Here is an 18,503-nt window from a genome sequence, read left to right as displayed (position 1 = left end):
CATCCGTCGAGGGGCGCGGAGCAATTCCGCGCCCTTTGCGCCTATACGACGCAAAAATAAAACCCGGCCCGCGACACCGAATGGTGCGTGAAAAACAGGTCCGGCACACAGGGAAAATCTGATGACGACAATGTCCGACCCTCAACAGGGCTCGTTCCGGCTGTCGATGTTGCTTAACGACACCCGCTATAGATCCTACACTTTCCAGTTTATCGCGCTGATACTGCTTATCGCACTGATGTCGTTTCTGGGCATTAACCTGGTACGAAATCTGGCAGAGGCCGGATTGAACATCTCCTACGGGTTTTTGAACGTGCCAGCCGGCTACGATATCAACCAATCCTTAATCGATTATAACAGCCAGTCATCGAATCTGCGTGCCGCAATGGTCGGTATCATCAACACACTTCTTGTTGCGTTTCTGGCCTGTGTCACTGCGACAATTCTGGGTGTGATCGCAGGTGTGGCGCGCCTGTCCAAGAACTGGCTCGTGTCCAAACTGATGTCGGTCTACGTCGAGATTTTCCGGAATATTCCGGTGCTGATCTGGATCCTGATGATCTACACCTTGATGACGGCCGTATTGCCCGCGCCCAACAAGTTCCGCGGTGACAACGCCACGTCGAGCATGCTTTTCGACGCCTTCGCCTTCACCAACCGCGGTATCTACATCCCCGCACCGGTTTGGGGCCCGGGGTCTATGATCGTGGTTGCGACCTTTGTGCTGTCGATCATCGCCGCGATTATCTATCGCCGGTATGCGGTTAGCCTTCTGTTCCGTACGGGCAAGCTGCTGCCTATGGGATGGCCCACTGTCGCGATCTTGCTGGTGCCGACGATTGTGATGTTCTTCATCATGGGCAGCCCCATCGCATTGGATTACCCCGAGCTTAAGGGCTTTAACTTCCGTGGTGGTCTGCAGATCGGCGCGCCGCTGATCGCATTGTGGTTGGCTTTGTCCGTATACACCGGTGCCTTCATCGCCGAAAACGTGCGTGCAGGTATTCAGGCGATCTCAAAAGGGCAGACCGAAGCTGCTTCGTCGCTGGGCTTGCGCCCGAAGCGGGTTATGAACCTTGTGGTTCTGCCGCAGGCGTTGCGTGTGATCATTCCGCCGCTGATTTCGCAATACCTCAACATCACGAAGAACTCGTCGCTCGCGATTGCCGTCGGGTATGCCGATATCACTGCGACACTGGGGGGGATCACCTTGAACCAAACCGGCCGCGCGATCGAATGCGTGCTTTTGCTGATGCTGTTCTATCTCACGATCTCGCTGTCGATCTCTGCGATCATGAACGTTTACAACAACTCTGTCAGCTTGAAGGAGCGGTAAGATGTCAGATACACACGCCGCCTCCGTCCCTTATGTGCGGGACACCATGTTGCCACAGCACGCGCCCCCGCCAACCGCGCAGGGGCCTGTAAAATGGGTCCGCGAAAGCCTGTTTTCGTCGATCCCTTACACCATTCTCACGCTCGCAGCGCTGTACGTTATCTACCTGATCCTTTCCGGCTTCCTTCCTTGGTTGCTGGGCGGCGTTTGGACGACATCCAACATTCGCGAGTGTCGCGAAGTATTGGACGGTGTCCAAGCCGGCTGTTTCTCGGTGCTGACAGAACGCTGGAACCAACTGTTGTTTGGTATCGCCTATCCGCAGGACGGCTACTGGCGCCCGACATTGGCATTCGTGCTCCTGTTCGTCGCTGTGTCACCGGTGCTGTTTAGCAATCTGCCACGTGGGCTCATCCTTTTTACCGTCATCTACCCTTTCATCGCCTTTTGGTTGATCTGGGGCGGTTCCCTTTTGGTGCCATTGTCGGCGTTGCTGGCCGTTGTGGTTGGCTATGTGGTCTACAGCAGAATCGTTAAGACAAGCTTTGCAGGCGGACTTTTTGCGGGTCTCATCGCAGGCATCGTGACGTGGTTTATCTGCGGCTTCATTACGCCAAGCCTATCGGGCGTGCTCGCGCTGGAACCGGTCGCCTCGCGGAACATGGGGGGCTTTATGCTCAACATGATCTTGGGCGTGATCTGTGTGTCTTTGTCCTTGCCGATGGGCATTCTGCTTGCGCTGGGTCGTCAATCGAGCTTGCCGATCATCAAACTAATCTGCGTTGTTTTCATTGAGTTTATCCGAGGGGTGCCTCTGATTACGTTGCTTTTTGTTGCCAACGTGGTCCTGGCGTACTTCCTGCCACCGGGCACAAACTTCGACCTGATCCTGCGTGTTATCATCATGATCACCATGTTCGCGTCGGCCTATATTGCCGAGGTGATCCGGGGCGGGTTGGCAGCCTTGCCACGTGGTCAATACGAGGCCGCAGACAGCTTGGGCCTTGATTATGCGCAGGCCATGCGCCTGATTATTTTGCCCCAAGCCTTGAAAATCTCGATCCCAGGGATCGTTAACGTGGCCGTCGGGCTGTTCAAGGATACTACGCTGGTGTCGATTATTTCGATGTTCGACCTGGTTGGGATGATCCGCGGGCCGATCCTAGCGTCGACTGACTGGAACGGCGTTTACTGGGAACTGTGGGGCTTTGCCGCCTTGCTCTTCTTCGTCGTCTGCTACGGCATCTCGCAATATTCACAATGGCTGGAACGTCAACTCCAGACCGACCACCATTAAGGAAAGGCTGTTATTATGGCTGAACAAGCACAAGCGCTGAAAGTCTCGAACGAGGTCGCGATCAGCATCGAGAACATGAACAAGTGGTACGGCACGTTTCACGTGCTGCGGGATATTGATCTGACCGTTTACCGTGGTGAACGTATCGTTATTGCCGGACCGTCGGGCTCGGGGAAGTCAACTCTGATCCGCTGTATCAATGCCTTGGAAGAGCATCAGAAAGGCCGGATCGAAGTCGACGGTACAGTGCTGTCTTCGGACGTTAAAAACATCGACAAAATCCGCTCCGAAGTCGGGATGTGTTTCCAGCACTTCAACCTTTTCCCGCACTTGACGATCCTCGAAAACTGCACGCTTGCTCCGATCTGGGTACGAAAAACACCTAAGAAGGAAGCCGAAGAAATCGCGATGCATTTCCTTGAGAAGGTTAAGATCCCGGATCAGGCGGACAAGTACCCAGGTCAGCTTTCTGGTGGTCAGCAGCAACGCGTGGCGATCGCGCGCAGCCTGTGTATGCGTCCGCGTATCATGTTGTTTGACGAACCAACCTCAGCCCTGGACCCGGAGATGATCAAAGAGGTTCTGGACACGATGGTCGAACTGGCCGAGGAAGGCATGACGATGCTCTGCGTGACGCACGAGATGGGCTTTGCCCGTCAGGTGGCCAACCGCGTCATCTTTATGGATGAAGGCCAGATCGTCGAACAGAACGAACCTGAAGAGTTCTTTAACAACCCCCAAAGCCCGAGGACCAAGCTCTTCCTCAGTCAGATTTTGGGCCACTAAGTTTCAAGGGCGGGGATTTCCCCGCCCTTTTTTATTGGGCAAGCATCCGTGGCGTCATGTACGCCTGTACGTCGCCGCTGTGCCAGTGCACACCCCTCCAGTCGTCCACTTCGAATGACATCACCATTGTCGCACCCGGTGGGGTTCCGGCTGCAAGATGAGCTGTGGCACCCACACGGGGCAGGAGGTGCGCCATCTCTGCCACGCCGGGGTTATGCGCAAGAACTAAAACTGTGGACCCTTCAGCGCCCTGTATGGCCGCCATCAGCCGTTCTGTATCTGCTAGATAAAGACGGTCTGTGAAGATTCGTTTAACAGCGGAGGGAATTTCCAAAAATTCGAGCGTTTCCGACGTTCGCCGAGATGCAGAGCATAGCACAAGATCAGGTCTGTAGTCTTCGGCGTCGAGCCATTGCCCGATTGCATGTGCGTCTTGCCGACCTTTGTCATCCAAAGGCCGGTCAAAGTCCATTGCGATCCCCGCCGGCCAACCTGCTTTTGCATGGCGCATCAGAATAAGGCGTCTCATCAACGTTTCCTTAATGTATCGGCCGCATAAACGAGAAGCTCAGACAGCCGGAAACAGGGGAGGGTGCAATATGCAGTAATTTATAAAGTGGTTGTTACTGGCCGCGGATAATGCTGCCTGCACCATGTTCGGTGAAAAGCTCCAACAAGCAGGCGTTAGGGGCTCTCCCGTCCAAAATCACCGCTGCGCGCACGCCACCGTCGATCGCATCAAGCGCAGTTTGCGTTTTGGGTATCATACCACCGGCAATCGTTCCGTCTGCCACCATCTCGCGTATCTGGCTCGCTGTTAGCTCCGTCAGCACGTCGCCTTCGGCATTCTTCACGCCTGCAACGTCAGTAAGCAGCAGCAAGCGGTCTGCCTTCAGCGCAGCTGCAATCGCGCCCGCCGCAGTATCGCCGTTGATGTTAAATGTTTCGCCGTTGCGGCCCATGCCAAGGGGCGCAATCACCGGGATAATCCCTTTGTCGGCTAGATCGCGGAGCAAACGAGGGTTTACTTCGGTCGGTGCGCCAACCAACCCCAGCTCTGGGTCCTCTTGGTCACAGATAATAAGGCCGCTATCCTTGCCAGACACACCGACGCAACGCCCACCCTGTGCCGTGATCGCTTGCACGATGCGGGCGTTCACAAGGCCCGACAGAACCATTTCAACGATTTCCATCGTGGCAGCGTCGGTCACCCGTTTGCCGTTTACGAATTCGGACTTGATGTTCAGCCGGCCGAGCATGTCGTTGATCATCGGGCCGCCGCCGTGAATGATGACGGGGTTCACGCCGACCTGGCGCATAAGTGCTACGTCGCGCGCGAACTCTTCCATCGCATCGTCGCTGCCCATGGCGTGACCGCCCAGCTTGATAACAACGGTCGCGTCAGCGTAACGCTGCAAGTAGGGGAGCGCTTGGCTCAGGGTGCGTGCGGTGGCGATCCAATCGCGATTCATGTCTTGTTTTCTCATTCTCTGCCTCGGTAAACGCCGAAGTGCTCGTCACTCCAACGTCGCGATAATGGCACGGAGCGTAGGGATGCCCCAGCCCTTTTCAGAAGACGTAACCACGATTTCGGGGTAGGCGGCTGGGTGCTTGGCAAGCGCACCACGGACCTGATCCAGAACTTTCTGACGCTCTACTTCTTTAACCTTGTCGGCTTTCGTGAGGACACATTGAAAAGTCACGGCTGAGCTGTCCAACAAGGACATGATTTCGTCGTCGACCTTCTTCACACCATGCCGCGCGTCGATCAGCACAAACGCACGGCGGAGCGTTTGCCGACCTGAAAGGTACTGTTTCAGCAACCGTTGCCATTTTTCGACGACGGGTAGAGGGGCGTTTGCATAGCCATACCCGGGCAAATCGACGAGGTAGTGATCGTGGGCCGCGGTAAAATAGTTGATCTCTTGAGTGCGCCCCGGCGTGTTGGACGCTCTCGCCAGCGCTTTTGTACCCGTCAAGGCATTGATCAAACTCGATTTACCAACATTTGATCGCCCTGCAAAACACACCTCCATCCGGTCGGCGGGTGGCAGGCCGTCCATCGCGACAACGCCTTTCACAAACAGCGTTTCGCCTGCAAATAGCATGCGGCCCTTTTCGGCTGCATAGGCATCAGGCTCTTCGGCGATGCTAAATTGGACTTGCATGAGTTAAAGTACCTTTACCTGGTCGCTAATTGCGACGGAGCCCGTGTGAATGACCTCAGCGTATACGCGGAAATCTTGGTGACCCCAAGTGCTCAATACGCGCAATATGTCGATGTCGCGCTCGCCGTTGTGTCGATTCGCGGTGGTAGCTTGGCACCGTTTGGTGCGGTCCCGTATGCGTAGGACAGTTTCGCCAAGTGACACGTCGTTCCCGACTCAATCAAGATCGCTTCATGGTGTTGCGGCATCAAACCAATGGTGCTTTTGACCCGGTGCTCAAATTTGCACAATGCGACCATTCGTTCCCATCTAGACGCGCCGCGCCATGCGCCACCGCCCAGGTCTGGTTCCACGGCATCGGCTGCCCCGTGGAGGGCGCTGTATGATCCAGCTCTTCGCGACCATTGCTTTTGAGCGGGTGGCGATAGAGCTGGGTCACCGTTGTCATTATTTCGGATCACCCTTCCGTCCGAATTTCATGCTGCCTTTAATATTCCCTAGGATATCAGGCTTATAGCCCTGGCTGCGCATGATCAGGTACTGCTGCGTAAAGGTAATCGTGTTGTTTGCGATCCAGTAGACGACGAGGCCAGATGCGAAACCGCCAAGCATGAACATAAAGACCCATGGCATCCATGCAAAGATCATCTGCTGCGTGGGGTCCGTAGGGGCCGGGTTCAGTTTCTGCTGCAGGAACATCGAAATACCCAGCAGCAGCGGTAGGATCCCGATAAAGACCAATGCAAGAACGGTCCCTGCTTCGGGCGCAGCCCATGGCAGCAGTCCATAGAAGTTGAAGATAGATGTCGGGTCTGGGGCGCTCAAATCCTGAAACGGGCCAAAGAAGGGTGCGTGGCGCAGCTCCAACGTGACGAAGATCACTTTGTAGAGGGAAAAGAAAATCGGGATCTGCATCAAAATCGGCAGACAGCCGGCGGCTGGGTTCACTTTCTCGCGTTTATATAGCTCCATCATGCCCTGTTGAAGCTTTTGACGGTCGTCGCCTGCATCCTTTTTCAGCTTCTCCATCTGTGGCTGAAGCTCTTTCATCTTCGCCATCGAAACGTAGGATTTATACGCAAGTGGGAAGAGCAGAGCTTTGATCAGCAATGTCAGGCCGATGATCGCGACACCCATGTTGCCGATCAGCAGGTTTAGATGGTGAAGTACCCAAAAGATCGGTTTGGTCAAGAAAAAGAACCAGCCCCAATCGATGGAGTCGATAAACTTGTACACGCCTTGCGCCTCATAGTCGCGCAAAATTTCCCATTCTTTGGCACCGGCGAACAACTGTGTGGTGACCGTTGCTGTCTGCCCGCTTGCGACAGTTTGCGTCGGCATCACGGATTCGGTTTGAAAAATCTCAGTGCGTGGCAGGTACTTGACTGATAAGCGCGTTGGCTGTGCCGGATCCGGGATCAGGTTGGTCATGAAATAATGCCCGGTGAAGCCGATCCAGCCGTTGGTTACACCGTCAATACGTTTGGATGGCACGCCGTTCACGACATCCAGCTCGGGAATGTCATCCCAAGCGGTCTCAAGCAGTTCACCATTGTTCATGGCGACAAGGCCCTCGTGCAGAATGAAGAAATTCTGCGCGTCGCTTGGAATACCGTGGCGTGCAATTAGCCCGTAAGGTGCAAGCGAAACCGAGTTGTCGGAAGTGTTCTCAACCTTCTGTTCGATCTTGAACATATAGTTTTCGTCGATTGAGATGGTGCGTGAGAAAAGCTGACCGGCGTCGTTGTCCCAAGTGAGCGTGACAGGGGTTTCGACTGACAGCGTTTCACCTTGGCTAAGTGTCCAAAGGGTGTTTGGTCCTGGAACCTGTTCAGGGGCAATCCCCGCACCTGGAGCCCAGCCGTAAAGCGCATAGTAGGCGTCGGGTGTGCCTGCAGGTGATAGCAAGCTTACGATAGGAGCATCTTCTTCGATAGTTGTGTTGTAATCCTTCAAATGAAGGTCGTCGACCCGCCCCCCTAGCAGTGAGATTGAGCCGGAAATGCGCGCCGTTTCAACGGGAATACGCGGCGCTTCTTCGAGAGCTGCCGTTGCCTCGTCCGATGCGTCGGTCACATTGTCGGCGGCACCGGCACTTGAAGGGACAACAGCTTCTGTCGATGTTGCGTCCGTCACTTGCTGTGTGGCAGCCGGGTCGGTGATGGTTTCGGTTTCCGGAGGCGGAAACAACATGAACCATCCTAGGATGACTATGAAACTTAGAACCGTCGCGAAAATGAGATTCTTGTTTTGATCGTCCATGTGACCGTCACCTGATGCCTGTAATATCAGCGTGGGTTCAACAGAGTAAGGCACCAAAGGTCAAGTAGATTCGCCTTTTCCCCTTTGGTGCACACTGATCTGCCGAAGCCAAACATCAACGAATGCCACCTACCACACCGGGCAGACGTGTCAGTTTTTGGCTATGTGTATGCATCCAAGTGGTCGCTTCGTGTATCTGCATGGGCGGCGCCATGCCGTCGCCTTGAACATGGTCGCAGCCCAGTTGAGACAATAAGCTATGCTCTCCGGCGGTTCGTATATCACAGGCCAGGGTTTCGACGCCTAAATCATGAGCCATCGCAACTACCGCTGACAGGATGCGGCGACGGTTGGGGTGTTTATCAACGTCATTAGTGAGAGACGGGTCGATAATAGCGAGGTCAACGCCGCATTTTTGAATAATCTCAACGCAGTGCGGACCGCTGCCAAAACCGTTAAGCGCGATACCGCATCCTAGCGTACGAAGGTCACGGCATGTGTAAATCAGTGGGTGAGAAGGCGTATGCTGGCAAAGGTGTTGCGGTAGGGCTAGTCGCAAAGTACCGGGTTTGACGTCAAGACGATCAAGTTCCCATTCCAGTTTTGCCGCCAGCTGCACGTCCTCGACTTGCTCGGTAGAAAGGCTGCATGTGATGCGAATAGGAAAGTGAGACGCTCGTTGCAGGGTTTTGGCCCTGTGCAGCGCGTGGGTCAGACTGCTGAAATGACTGAAAAGGGTTTCATCCTCTGCAATTTCCGAGGTGCTGACCGGCGCGGCCATGTCGGTGTTCATGCTAGTGTGGCAGGCCGGAACTGCAGAAAATCCGGTGATCATGCCGGAATGGGTGGATATCTGAGGCTGAAATAGAGTTCGAGCGTGCTGCATCGGTTCCCGAGGTGTAGGATCGGTGCCGCCGCTTGGTCGGGCAGTGGCCGTCCTTTCCAGCGGGCGCGGGTGCGTTGGTCCTGATGGTGTACTGCGCCAGCTATCTGAAGCCAAATACAGCAGAGGGGGAGCGACAAAGCCGATGATAATCAACCCCTGCCAGCCGAACCAAAATACGGACAGCGCAAACCCAAGCAAGAGCACGAGGCCAGCGGGTAGATGGCGACGGGTTGTGCTACGCTGGGAACGACTAGATTGAAGGTCGTGTTGCAAATGAAGCCTCGGCTGACAGTGTTACCGCCATACCGATAGCCCTTGCCTCTGACCAAAAGATTAATGTTCTGCCTTTGATCTAAAGGATTTGAATTAAACCCTCAGCTTTTCGAGGGTTTACTTGTCCCGAGTGAGGCCTGCAAAATCAAACAGGTTCGGATCCAACAGATGCGAAGGGCGTGCGTTCATCAGCGCGCGGAACATCACCTGACGGCGTCCGGGGCTATTCGCCTCCCAGCCGTCTAGAATCGATTTTACCTGCTGGCGTTGCAGACCGTCTTGCGAGCCGCACAAATCACACGGAATGATTGGATAATTCATGGCAGTAGAGAATTTTTCGCAATCGACCTCCGCGACATGGGCGAGGGGGCGGTATAGGAACAGATCGCCTTCTTCGTTCACGAGTTTTGGCGGCATGGTCGCCAAGCGCCCGCCATGAAACAGGTTCATGAAAAACGTCTCTAGGATATCGTCACGGTGGTGGCCTAGGACAACAGCGGTACATCCTTCTTCGCGTGCGATGCGATAGAGGTGCCCCCGACGAAGCCTACTGCACAACGCACAGAATGTGCGGCCCGCGGGTATTTTATCCATGACGATGGAATAGGTATCTTGGTATTCGATTCGGTGTTTGACACCCATCTTTTCAAGAAACGCGGGCAAGACCGTGGCGGGGAAATTGGGCTGGCCTTGATCAAGGTTGCAAGCGACCAGTTCGACGGGCAGAAGACCGCGCCATTGGAGCTCGTGCAAGATGGCCAGCAGGGTGTAGCTATCTTTGCCCCCGGACATGCAAACCAGCCATTTGCCGCCGGGTTCGATCATCCCGTATTGCTCAATCGCCTCGCGCGTTTGTCGCACAAGACGTTTGCGCAGTTTGCGAAATTCGGTGCTTTGGGGGGCACCGTTGAAGAGCGGGTGAATATCTTCGGGTTGATCAAGCATGGGCTTGGCTTAGTGCAACTGAGTTTGCCGATCAAGCGCCAGTGCATGTGTATGGCGGCGATTGGTGATGTAGAGAAAGGAGAGAAGCGGAAGGGCTAGTCGGGTACGTTGTCAATGCCGCTATCGCCCCAAGGGTGGCAGCGAGCGATGCGCCGCAGGGTGAGCCAGCCGCCCTGGATGCCGCCATGTTTAGTAAGTGCTTCCAGCGCATATGCGCTGCATGTCGGGTGGTATCGGCAGTTGTGGCCAACCCAGGGGCTGAAGACGAGGCGATACCCTTTCACAGGCAGTGCCAAAACGCGCGCCAAAGGGGTCACTTTTTTGAACCAGAGCGTTGCTTGCCGTGCAGGATCCCCAAGGCTTTGGTGAAATCCGACTGCAATTTGTCAAAAGGGAGGGATGCCGTGGCATTGCTGCGACCTACGAGGACATAATCCATACCGTCGCGTCCCTCGTGAGGGAGCGTCAGGCGTGCGACTTCGCGTAGACGTCGTTTGGCCCGATTGCGCGCGACGGCGTTGCCCACTTTTTTAGAGCAGGTGAACCCAACCCGTATGCCATCGGCTTCGCCCGCTGCGCGTTTACGCATCTGCAGGATGAAACCGGGCATGGCGACCCGAGGGGCACGGGATGCCCGTTGAAAGTCGGGGCGATTTTTGAGCGTTTGCACACGTAAAGAAACCGCCGGAAGCGTTTCCTCTGGTGTGGCGATGCTGCCATCCATAGGTGCCTCCGACGGTGTCATATCTTTTTGAAACCGAGGTCGCGTATTACGCGCTCAGTTCCTTCCGGCCTTGTGCACGGCGCGCGTTGATGATCTTGCGACCCGCTTTGGTTGCCATGCGTGCGCGGAAACCGTGGCGCCGTTTGCGCACAAGGTTTGAAGGTTGATAGGTGCGTTTCATCGCTCCGACTCCACTTTATACTTTAGCACGCGACCAGATTCGGCGCGTCACTGTCATTTCAAGCCCTGCTCCTAAAGCTGCAGCACGGGCAAGTCAAACCCTTGGTGCCGTTATTTCGGCCTTTGCAACAAATTAAGCCAGCTTATCTGCGCAATGTTACAGTTTTCTTGGGAATTGCCGTGACATCGTCATAAAAGCCGCCTTCACATCAACCACACGTGAGCACCCTATCTGACTGGCGATATTTGACCCATCTAATAAGGAGCAACTTATACCCTTTTGAAAGTGACCCGACAATATGTCCGCACAAGCCTCTGAAAAGCCTTCGTGGTTTCGCTACTTGCCCTTTGTGGTCATCTTGGCGGTCGCGGTGATCGGCTATTTCGCCCTGCGCGATTACCTTACCTTCGAGACGCTGCGCGACAACCGCGAGGCGCTGATCGCTTTTCGTGACCAGCACTACGCGCTGACGATCCTCGTTTTTCTGGGCATTTATATCATGATTGTGGGGTTTTCCCTTCCAGGGGCGAGTGTGGCAACAATCACTGGCGGTTTTCTATTCGGGACAGTGTTCGGCGTTCTGGCAAATGTCACCGGCGCGACACTGGGGGCGGTCGTGATCTTTCTTGCCGCGCGTATGGGTCTCGGAGAGACATTGAAGGCGCGCATGGACGCGTCGGAGGGGCTTGTGCGGAAGGTCAAAGCGGGCATTGACGAAAACCAGTGGTCGATGCTTTTCTTCATACGATTGGTGCCCGTGGTGCCCTTCTTTGTGGCCAACCTTATTCCTGCCTTTCTGGGCGTGCCTCTTTATCGCTTTGTGATCTCTACCTTTCTAGGGATCATTCCCGGGTCGCTTGTGTTCACCTCAATCGGTGCTGGGCTGGGTTCCGTTTTTGCACGGGGTGAAACGCCAGACTTCGGCATTATATTCGAACCTCACATCCTGCTTCCCATTCTGGGGCTTTGCGCTTTGTCGGTGCTGCCCGTCGTGTTGAAAGCTGTCACCGGCAAAAAGGAACTTTTGAAATGAACCGCATCAAAACTGACCTGTTGATCATTGGCGCAGGCTCCGGCGGGTTGTCCGTCGCGGCGGGGGCGTCACAAATGGGGGCGGATGTTGTGCTGCTTGAAGGGCACAAGATGGGCGGCGACTGCCTGAACTTTGGCTGCGTGCCGTCGAAGGCGCTGATTGCTACGGGCAAGGCGGCCTACGGGCAGCGGCACAGCGCGGAATATGGCGTGGCCAATGCGGCGGGCGAGGTAGATTACGCCGCTGCAAAAGATCATGTGGCGGACGTGATTGCGCAGATCGCGCCCGTTGACAGCCAGGAACGCTTCGAAGGCTTCGGGGTCAACGTGATCCGCGAGTACGGGCGCTTCATCTCCGAAGACGAAGTGCAGGCCGGAGATACGGTGATCAAGGCGCGGCGCATCGTCATCGCGACGGGATCATCGCCGCTGGTACCCCCGATTACAGGTCTGGATAAAACGCCATACGAGACGAACGAGACCATGTTCAATCTGCGCGAAAAGCCCGAGCATCTGCTGATCATCGGTGGCGGGCCGATCGGGATGGAAATGGCGCAGGCCCATATACGCATGGGGTGCAAGGTTACCGTGATCGAGGGAGATAAAGCGCTTTCAAAGGATGACCCCGAACTTGCCGCCATCGTTTTGCAAACGCTCAAGGACGAAGGCATCGAGATTGCAGAAGGTGCGCAAGCTGCTGAAATCCGTGGGGATGTCGGCGCGATAGAGGTGGAAGCAAAAGACGGACGCGTGTTCAAAGGCTCGCATCTTCTGGTGGCCGTCGGCCGCAAGGCAAACACGGATCGTCTGGACCTGGAAAAAGCGGGGATCGAACCGATCAAGAACGGGATCAAGGTTGACGATTCCCTGCGCACCACCAACCGCAAGGTCTATGCCATTGGCGACGTCGCAGGCGGGATGCAATTTACCCATGTTGCGGGCTATCACGGCGGCGTCGTGATCCGGTCGCTGATGTTCGCGCTGCCTGCCAAGGCGAAGACGGCGCATATCCCGTGGGCCACCTACACCGACCCAGAACTGTCGCAAGTCGGCCTGACCGAGGCGCAAGCCAAAGAGAAACACGGTGACAAGCTGGAGGTCGTGCGCTTTCACTATAACCACAATGATCGCGCCATCGCGGAGCGTAAAACCAAAGGTTTGATCAAGGTCATGGTGGTCAAGGGGCGCCCCGTGGGCGCAAGCATCGTCGGTTACCAGGCAGGAGAGTTGATTAACCTGTGGGCTTTGGCGCTGGCAAATAACATGAAAATGAGCCAGATTGCGTCTATGGTTGCACCTTATCCCACCATCGGCGAAATCAACAAACGTGCGGCGGGGGCGTATTTCAGCCCGCGTCTGTTCGAAAGCGATTTGGTCAAGACTGTCGTTCGACTGGTGCAGCGGTTCATTCCATAAAGCGCGCGCCTATGCTCAAATCCCTCTCTGGCAGGCTTCTTATTCTGACCACCATCTTTGTGATGCTGGCAGAAGTGTTGATCTTTGTGCCCTCTATCGCCCGCTTTCGCGAAGAATACATGATGAACCGGCTGGAGAGGGCGCAGATCGCGTCGCTGACCCTGCTCGCAAGCGATATGATCGACCCCGAGCTTGAGGCAGAGCTGTTGCGCACCGCGCAGGTGTTTAATGTGGTGCTGCGGCGGGACCGCATACGGCAATTGGCACTGTCGTCCCCGATGTCGCAGACGATCAAAGAAACATACGATCTGCGCGATGCCTCCGCATGGGTGTTGATTCGCGATGCGTTCCATCAGCTCGCCGAAACAGAGCCGGGGGTGATCCGCGTGATCGGTGCCCCGGTGCAGGATGCGGGCCTGCTGATCGAAATCACGATGGAGGCGGGCTCCTTACGGACGGCCATGATCGACTATGGTATTCGCATACTGGCGCTTTCTGCCGCCATCTCGATGATCACGGCGTTTTTGCTGTTTCTGACCATGCGGGCGTTTTTGCTGAAACCGATCAAGGGTGTGGTCGGGCATATGCAGAACTACGCTCTTGCCCCCGAGGATGCGCGACGAATCATTTCACCTTCTGCTGGTGTGACAGAGGTGCGAGAGGCCGAGGAAGCTTTGATGAAGCTTGAAACCGAACTGACCCAAGCCCTGCGCCAGAAAGAGCGTCTGGCGCAGCTGGGGCAGGCGGTGAGCAAGATCAGCCACGATCTGCGTAACATACTGACATCGGCACAGTTGTTTACCGACCGGATCGAAATGTCCGAGGATCCGACGGTCAAACGCATGGCCCCCAAGCTGGTCAGCTCAATCACCCGCGCCGTGCACCTGTGCGAATCCACGCTTGCCTTTGGCCGCGCGGAAGAGCCAAGTCCGACGCTGACGGTCACGCCACTGTTGCGCATCGTGGATGACGTCGTTGATAGCGAGCGGCTGGCGATCAACGGGGCGGACCTGACGTTCACCTGCGACGTGCCGCAAGATTTGCACGTGCGCGCCGATCCGGAACATTTGTTTAGGGTCTTGGCGAATCTTGTGCGCAACGCCCGACAGGCGATCATCGCCACGGGTAAATCCGGCGAAATCATCGTTGCTGCCAGTGAACAGGCCGGCGACTGGGTGATCCGCGTCAGCGACAACGGCCCCGGCCTTCCCCCCAAGGCGCGGGAGCATCTGTTTACTGCGTTCAAGGGCGGTGCGCGCAAGGGGGGCTCCGGTCTGGGCCTTGCCATCGCGGCAGAGCTGGTACGCGGTCACGGTGGGACGCTCAAACTGTCAGAGACAAGCGCGTCGGGCACGGTTTTCATCGTGACATTGCCCAAGGGCGACGGGTCTTTCTAATTTGTTTGAAGAAAATTCACGTTAGGCAAAAGAAGGGGTTGCAAACCCCCGCGCCCAGAACTAAACCCCGCCTTAACGGACCGATAGCTCAGCTGGATAGAGTACCTGACTACGAATCAGGGGGTCGGGGGTTCGAATCCTCCTCGGTCCGCCACTTTCAAACATCGTTAGATTTTGAACTTGGCGGCACAACCGTCCGCAATTTTCATAATCAAATTGATAACCCTGCACGCATGATCGCGCGCTGGGCTGTTTGTGTTTAATCGTTTGATTTTATGGGGGTATGGCCCCTCGGGGCGAGGTAACCCGCGCGGGTGCAAGGGCGCGCGGGTTGTTGGTGTGGGTGCCTCAGGCGGCAGGCTTAGGCGATGGCCTCGTCCCAGCCGGTGTCCTGATCCGCCAGTTTGACACGGGTCGGCAGACCGATGGTGTCGAGCAGGGCGAACAGCGGCTTTGGGTCCAGCTCTTCGACGTTCACCATCGTGCCGGTGTCGTAGGTGCCATCGGCAATCAGCATCGCCATCGCCACGGGGGGCACGCCAGCGGTATAGGAAATGCCCTGGCTGCCGACCTCGTTATAGGCGTCCTTGTGGTCGGCGACGTTGTAGACAAACACCTCTACATCCTTGCCGTCCTTGGTGCCTTTGACCAGATCGCCAATGCAGGTCTTGCCAGTATAGTTCGGGGCAAGGGTCGATGGGTCGGGTAGCACGGCTTTGACCACCTTCAGCGGCACGACCTCGAGCCCCTCTGCGGTCACAACGGGCTGTTCAGACAGCAGGCCAAGGTTCTGCAGCACGGTGAAGACATTGATGTAGTGATCACCAAAGCCCATCCAGAAGCGCACGTCGGCCTCCGGATAGTTCGCGGCGAGCGAATGCACCTCGTCATGGCCGGACATATAGGCCTTTTGCTTGCCAACGACGGGCAGATCCCATTCGCGGCCGACCTCGAACATCTTGTTCTCTTGCCACGCGCCGTCCTGCCAGCTGTAGACCGTGCCGGTGAATTCGCGGAAGTTGATCTCGGGGTCGAAGTTGGTCGAGAAATACTTGCCGTGATTGCCTGCGTTGATGTCGACGATGTCGATGGATTTCACCTCGTCCATGAATTCGTCCACGGCGAAACGGGCGAAGGCGTTAACCATACCGGGATCGAAGCCTGCCCCCAGAATGGCGGTGGTGTTGGCCTTGGCGCAATCCTCGCGGCGTTTCCATTCGTAGTTGCCGTACCAAGGCGGCGTTTCGCAGATTTTGGTCGGGTCTTCGTGAATGGCCGTGTCGATATAGGCGACACCGGTGCGGATGCAGGCTTCGAGCACGGTCATGTTCACGAAGGGCGAGCCGACATTGATCAGGATCTGCACGCCGAGGTCGTTGATCAGCGCCTCTACCGCGTCGCTGTCCATCCCGTCGACCGCATGGGCCTTGAATACGCCGTCCTGTTTCATCGCGCCTTTGGCATGCACGCTTTCAATGATCGCTTCGCATTTTGACACGGTGCGGCTGGCGATATGCAGATCGCCCAACACGTCATTATTTTGCGCGCATTTATGCGCCACGACCTGAGCCACGCCACCGGCGCCGATGATAAGAACGTTACGTTTCATGTATTCAGTACACCTCTTGTAAGGGAAGGGTTAGGAGAGGGCGGATTTGAAATCCTCGTAGTCGAATGACCGGACCGATGTGATCGTTCCATCAAGTTCACGAATGGCGATGCCGGGCATCTTGACGCCGTTGAACCAGTTCTTCTTGACCATAGTATAGCCCGCAGCGTCCTGAAACGAAATGCGGTCACCGGGTTTAAGCGGGGCGTCGAACTTGAACTCGCCAAAGATGTCGCCCGCAAGGCAGGATTTGCCGCAGATCATCCAGTCGTGGTCACCGGTGTTCGGGGCCACTTTGGCGGGCTCGCGGTAGATCAGCAGATCAAGCATATGCGCCTCGATGGAGCTGTCGACGATGGCAAGGTTCTTGCCGTTGTGCAGCGTGTCGAGCACGGTCGTCTCTAGCGTGGCGGCACCGGTAATCGCGGCTTCGCCCGGTTCGAGGTAGACCTGCACGCCATAGGTATCCGACAGGGTTTTCAATCGCGCTGCCAGACGGTCCAGCGGGTAGCCTTCGCCGGTGAAATGGATGCCACCACCAAGGCTGATCCAGTCCATCCGGTGGATCGTGTCGCCAAAGCGGTCCTCGATCAACGTCAGCATGTCAGCGAAGCGGTCATAATCGTCATTTTCGCAGTTGTTGTGGAACATGAGCCCGGTGATGCGGTCGGCCACGGCGGCGATCTGCGCCGGATCATGTTCGCCCAAACGGCTGAAGGGGCGGGCGGGGTCGGCCAGATCGAATTCCGATGTCGACACACCGGGGTTCACCCGCAGCCCGCGCGTATGCCCTGCCGATGCCACATCGAAACGGTCCAGCTGGCCGATGGAATTGAAGATGATCTTGTCGCTATTGGCCAGCACCTCGGCGATCTCGTCATCGTCATAGGCCACTGAATAGGCGTGGGTTTCGCCGCCGAATTTCTCGTACCCCAGTTTGACCTCATAGAGCGAGGAGGACGTGGACCCATCCATATACTGCGCCATGAAGTCAAAGACCGACCATGTGGCAAAGCATTTCAACGCCAGCAAGGATTTCGCGCCGGATGCCTCGCGCAGCCAGGCGATCTTTTCCATGTTGGCCTGAAGGCGGGATTTGTCGATCAGATAATACGGGGTCTTCATGGCAGATCCTTTACAAAACGACGCAGACGCGGTGCGCGTTCCGATTAGGGGATGTTGCCGTTCAACGCAAACTCTGATGTGCCACGAACGGAGGACGCCGTGCCGGCGTGCGGGGGGCGGCTGGGGCTTAGTTGCTGCGAAAAATGCGCGACTCGCCGATCATCTGTTCCAGCGCCGCGATCCGTTCCGCGCTTTGGTCGGAGCTGCGCGATTGCACGTCGGCGACCAGCGCTTCGATCAGAAAGTTAATCGCCAGCGTTGAGTCCCAGCTCGACGGCACCTCGACCATGGCGCGGAAACAGTGGCGGGCGTGTTTTTCGATAGGCGACCCCCAGGCATCGGTGAACAGCACGATGGTCGCGCCTTGCTTGACCGCAAGATCGGCGAGCTTTTCCAGCTCTTTTTCATAGCGGCGGATGTCAAAGACGATCAGCACCGAACCCGCGTCCATATCCAGCAAGGATTGCGGCCATGCACTGGGGGAGGAATCGAGCAGGGTGACCTGCGGCCGGATGATCTGCAGGTGGTTGAAAAAGTAATGCGCGTTAGACCGCGTGATCCGCCCACCCAGCAGATAGAGCCTGTGCGACGGATCGGACAGCAGCGCCGCAACCTCGTCGAATTCAGCCAGATCAAGCCGTTCAAGCGTGCGGTTCACATTGCCCGATACCGCCTGAATAAAGCGCGACACCATGTGATCGCTGCTGTCACCGGGGGTGTCGAGCTTGGCCAGCGGCTTTTTCATCCGTGCGCCGATTTCATCGCGGATGGCGTCCTGCATATCCGAGAAACCGTCGAACCCCAGCTTGCGCGCCAGTCGGATGATGGTGGGCGATGACACCTCGGCCAGCTCGGCCAGCCGTGTAATGGATTGCAGCCCCGTGAGCAACTGGTCGTCCAGCAGAACAGCCGACAGTTTACGCTCTGCCGCCGTTAGCTCGGTCTGCTTTTCTTTCAGCAGATCGCGGACCAGTGCTTTTTTGTGCAACTCATGTTCCTTTCGGTACAGCGCAGATCAGTGTGAAGCAAAGATTACAGAAAAAATCTTGACAGGCTAGAAAATTCT

Annotated in this window: 18 protein-coding genes and 1 tRNA gene; 7 read left to right on the top strand and 12 right to left on the bottom strand. The window is 56.3% G+C overall.

The window, feature by feature from the left end; translation table 11 throughout:
- Window positions 1-121 precede the first annotated feature (121 nt).
- Genes ABM428_RS13425 through ABM428_RS13415 form a run of 3 tightly spaced genes read left to right on the top strand, consistent with a single transcriptional unit; the run spans window position 122 to window position 3,419 of the window.
- Window positions 122-1,336, top strand: a complete 1,215-nt coding sequence (locus ABM428_RS13425; RefSeq protein ID WP_037944857.1) for an amino acid ABC transporter permease — start codon at window positions 122-124, stop codon at window positions 1,334-1,336.
- A 1-nt stretch (window position 1,337) separates the two neighbouring features.
- Window positions 1,338-2,633 carry an amino acid ABC transporter permease gene (locus ABM428_RS13420; RefSeq protein WP_005849768.1) on the top strand — a complete coding sequence of 432 codons (1,296 nt, stop codon included), beginning with the start codon at window positions 1,338-1,340 and terminating at the stop codon, window positions 2,631-2,633.
- A 15-nt stretch (window positions 2,634-2,648) separates the two neighbouring features.
- Window positions 2,649-3,419, top strand: coding sequence for an amino acid ABC transporter ATP-binding protein (locus ABM428_RS13415; RefSeq protein WP_005849767.1), 771 nt, complete (start codon window positions 2,649-2,651; stop codon window positions 3,417-3,419).
- A 31-nt stretch (window positions 3,420-3,450) separates the two neighbouring features.
- Here the strand turns inward: ABM428_RS13415 and ABM428_RS13410 are convergent, their stop codons facing one another.
- The 9 genes from ABM428_RS13410 to rpmH form a co-directional block, all read right to left on the bottom strand.
- Window positions 3,451-3,948, bottom strand: coding sequence for a histidine phosphatase family protein (locus ABM428_RS13410; protein WP_353628010.1), 498 nt, complete (start codon window positions 3,946-3,948; stop codon window positions 3,451-3,453).
- 94 nt (window positions 3,949-4,042) lie between these two features.
- Window positions 4,043-4,906, bottom strand: coding sequence for an acetylglutamate kinase (gene argB, locus ABM428_RS13405; RefSeq protein WP_174226614.1), 864 nt, complete (start codon window positions 4,904-4,906; stop codon window positions 4,043-4,045).
- 30 nt (window positions 4,907-4,936) lie between these two features.
- Window positions 4,937-5,587, bottom strand: coding sequence for a ribosome biogenesis GTP-binding protein YihA/YsxC (gene yihA, locus ABM428_RS13400; RefSeq protein ID WP_132997802.1), 651 nt, complete (start codon window positions 5,585-5,587; stop codon window positions 4,937-4,939).
- Between the two features lie 447 nt (window positions 5,588-6,034).
- Entirely contained in the window at window positions 6,035-7,849 is a 1,815-nt protein-coding gene (gene yidC / locus ABM428_RS13395) for a membrane protein insertase YidC (RefSeq protein ID WP_132997801.1), read from the bottom strand.
- 115 nt (window positions 7,850-7,964) lie between these two features.
- Window positions 7,965-8,735 (bottom strand): EAL domain-containing protein, encoded by a 771-nt coding sequence (locus ABM428_RS13390; protein WP_132997816.1) that lies wholly within the window; start codon window positions 8,733-8,735, stop codon window positions 7,965-7,967.
- Window positions 8,736-9,125: 390 nt separating this feature from the next.
- Window positions 9,126-9,953, bottom strand: coding sequence for a tRNA 2-thiocytidine(32) synthetase TtcA (gene ttcA, locus ABM428_RS13385; RefSeq protein WP_037965964.1), 828 nt, complete (start codon window positions 9,951-9,953; stop codon window positions 9,126-9,128).
- 95 nt (window positions 9,954-10,048) lie between these two features.
- On the bottom strand, window positions 10,049-10,270 hold the full coding sequence (gene yidD / locus ABM428_RS13380; RefSeq protein ID WP_132997800.1) for a membrane protein insertion efficiency factor YidD: 222 nt from the start codon (window positions 10,268-10,270) through the stop codon (window positions 10,049-10,051).
- On the bottom strand, window positions 10,267-10,677 hold the full coding sequence (rnpA, locus tag ABM428_RS13375) for a ribonuclease P protein component (RefSeq protein ID WP_132997799.1): 411 nt from the start codon (window positions 10,675-10,677) through the stop codon (window positions 10,267-10,269). Before rnpA ends, yidD begins: the two co-directional genes overlap by 4 nt.
- A gap of 46 nt (window positions 10,678-10,723) precedes the next feature.
- Window positions 10,724-10,858: a 50S ribosomal protein L34 gene (gene rpmH, locus ABM428_RS13370; RefSeq protein WP_005849748.1), complete on the bottom strand. Its 135-nt coding sequence runs from the start codon at window positions 10,856-10,858 to the stop codon at window positions 10,724-10,726.
- A 298-nt stretch (window positions 10,859-11,156) separates the two neighbouring features.
- Here rpmH and ABM428_RS13365 point away from each other — a divergent pair, with 298 nt between their 5' ends.
- From ABM428_RS13365 to ABM428_RS13350, 4 genes are all read left to right on the top strand, one after another.
- Entirely contained in the window at window positions 11,157-11,891 is a 735-nt protein-coding gene (locus ABM428_RS13365; protein WP_064215823.1) for a TVP38/TMEM64 family protein, read from the top strand.
- Complete coding sequence (locus ABM428_RS13360; RefSeq protein ID WP_132997798.1) at window positions 11,888-13,306, top strand: NAD(P)/FAD-dependent oxidoreductase; 1,419 nt, start codon at window positions 11,888-11,890, stop codon at window positions 13,304-13,306. Before ABM428_RS13365 ends, ABM428_RS13360 begins: the two co-directional genes overlap by 4 nt.
- Window positions 13,307-13,317: 11 nt before the next feature.
- Window positions 13,318-14,703 (top strand): HAMP domain-containing sensor histidine kinase, encoded by a 1,386-nt coding sequence (locus ABM428_RS13355; RefSeq protein WP_132997797.1) that lies wholly within the window; start codon window positions 13,318-13,320, stop codon window positions 14,701-14,703.
- 77 nt (window positions 14,704-14,780) lie between these two features.
- Window positions 14,781-14,857, top strand: a tRNA-Arg gene (locus tag ABM428_RS13350).
- A gap of 207 nt (window positions 14,858-15,064) precedes the next feature.
- On the opposite strand, the gene ABM428_RS13345 is transcribed toward ABM428_RS13350, so the two are convergent.
- The 3 genes from ABM428_RS13345 to ABM428_RS13335 form a co-directional block, all read right to left on the bottom strand.
- A complete protein-coding gene (locus ABM428_RS13345; RefSeq protein WP_132997796.1) occupies window positions 15,065-16,312 on the bottom strand; it encodes a saccharopine dehydrogenase family protein in 1,248 nt (415 codons plus the stop codon).
- Between the two features lie 30 nt (window positions 16,313-16,342).
- Window positions 16,343-17,437 (bottom strand): carboxynorspermidine decarboxylase, encoded by a 1,095-nt coding sequence (gene nspC / locus ABM428_RS13340; RefSeq protein WP_132997795.1) that lies wholly within the window; start codon window positions 17,435-17,437, stop codon window positions 16,343-16,345.
- Window positions 17,438-17,564: 127 nt separating this feature from the next.
- Window positions 17,565-18,425, bottom strand: coding sequence for a MurR/RpiR family transcriptional regulator (locus ABM428_RS13335; RefSeq protein WP_005849734.1), 861 nt, complete (start codon window positions 18,423-18,425; stop codon window positions 17,565-17,567).
- Window positions 18,426-18,503: the final 78 nt, after the last annotated feature.

This window comes from Sulfitobacter sp. TCYB15, from assembly GCF_040435955.1.
In the GTDB taxonomy this organism is placed as follows: domain Bacteria; phylum Pseudomonadota; class Alphaproteobacteria; order Rhodobacterales; family Rhodobacteraceae; genus Sulfitobacter; species Sulfitobacter pontiacus.
Note: the sequence above shows the minus strand (reverse complement) of the source record. Positions and strands in the feature narration are given on the sequence as shown.

Excerpts from the sequence above, each read along its gene's own strand:
- ABM428_RS13425 (WP_037944857.1), top strand. The coding sequence starts at position 122 with ATGACGACAATGTCCGACCCTCAACAGGGCTCGTTCCGGCTGTCGATG.
- ABM428_RS13420 (WP_005849768.1), top strand. The coding sequence starts at position 1,338 with ATGTCAGATACACACGCCGCCTCCGTCCCTTATGTGCGGGACACCATG.
- ABM428_RS13415 (WP_005849767.1), top strand. The coding sequence starts at position 2,649 with ATGGCTGAACAAGCACAAGCGCTGAAAGTCTCGAACGAGGTCGCGATC.
- ABM428_RS13410 (WP_353628010.1), bottom strand. The coding sequence starts at position 3,948 with ATGAGACGCCTTATTCTGATGCGCCATGCAAAAGCAGGTTGGCCGGCG.
- argB (WP_174226614.1), bottom strand. The coding sequence starts at position 4,906 with ATGAGAAAACAAGACATGAATCGCGATTGGATCGCCACCGCACGCACC.
- yihA (WP_132997802.1), bottom strand. The coding sequence starts at position 5,587 with ATGCAAGTCCAATTTAGCATCGCCGAAGAGCCTGATGCCTATGCAGCC.
- yidC (WP_132997801.1), bottom strand. The coding sequence starts at position 7,849 with ATGGACGATCAAAACAAGAATCTCATTTTCGCGACGGTTCTAAGTTTC.
- ABM428_RS13390 (WP_132997816.1), bottom strand. The coding sequence starts at position 8,735 with ATGCAGCACGCTCGAACTCTATTTCAGCCTCAGATATCCACCCATTCC.
- ttcA (WP_037965964.1), bottom strand. The coding sequence starts at position 9,953 with ATGCTTGATCAACCCGAAGATATTCACCCGCTCTTCAACGGTGCCCCC.
- rnpA (WP_132997799.1), bottom strand. The coding sequence starts at position 10,677 with ATGGATGGCAGCATCGCCACACCAGAGGAAACGCTTCCGGCGGTTTCT.
- rpmH (WP_005849748.1), bottom strand. The coding sequence starts at position 10,858 with ATGAAACGCACCTATCAACCTTCAAACCTTGTGCGCAAACGGCGCCAC.
- ABM428_RS13365 (WP_064215823.1), top strand. The coding sequence starts at position 11,157 with ATGTCCGCACAAGCCTCTGAAAAGCCTTCGTGGTTTCGCTACTTGCCC.
- ABM428_RS13360 (WP_132997798.1), top strand. The coding sequence starts at position 11,888 with ATGAACCGCATCAAAACTGACCTGTTGATCATTGGCGCAGGCTCCGGC.
- ABM428_RS13355 (WP_132997797.1), top strand. The coding sequence starts at position 13,318 with ATGCTCAAATCCCTCTCTGGCAGGCTTCTTATTCTGACCACCATCTTT.
- ABM428_RS13345 (WP_132997796.1), bottom strand. The coding sequence starts at position 16,312 with ATGAAACGTAACGTTCTTATCATCGGCGCCGGTGGCGTGGCTCAGGTC.
- nspC (WP_132997795.1), bottom strand. The coding sequence starts at position 17,437 with ATGAAGACCCCGTATTATCTGATCGACAAATCCCGCCTTCAGGCCAAC.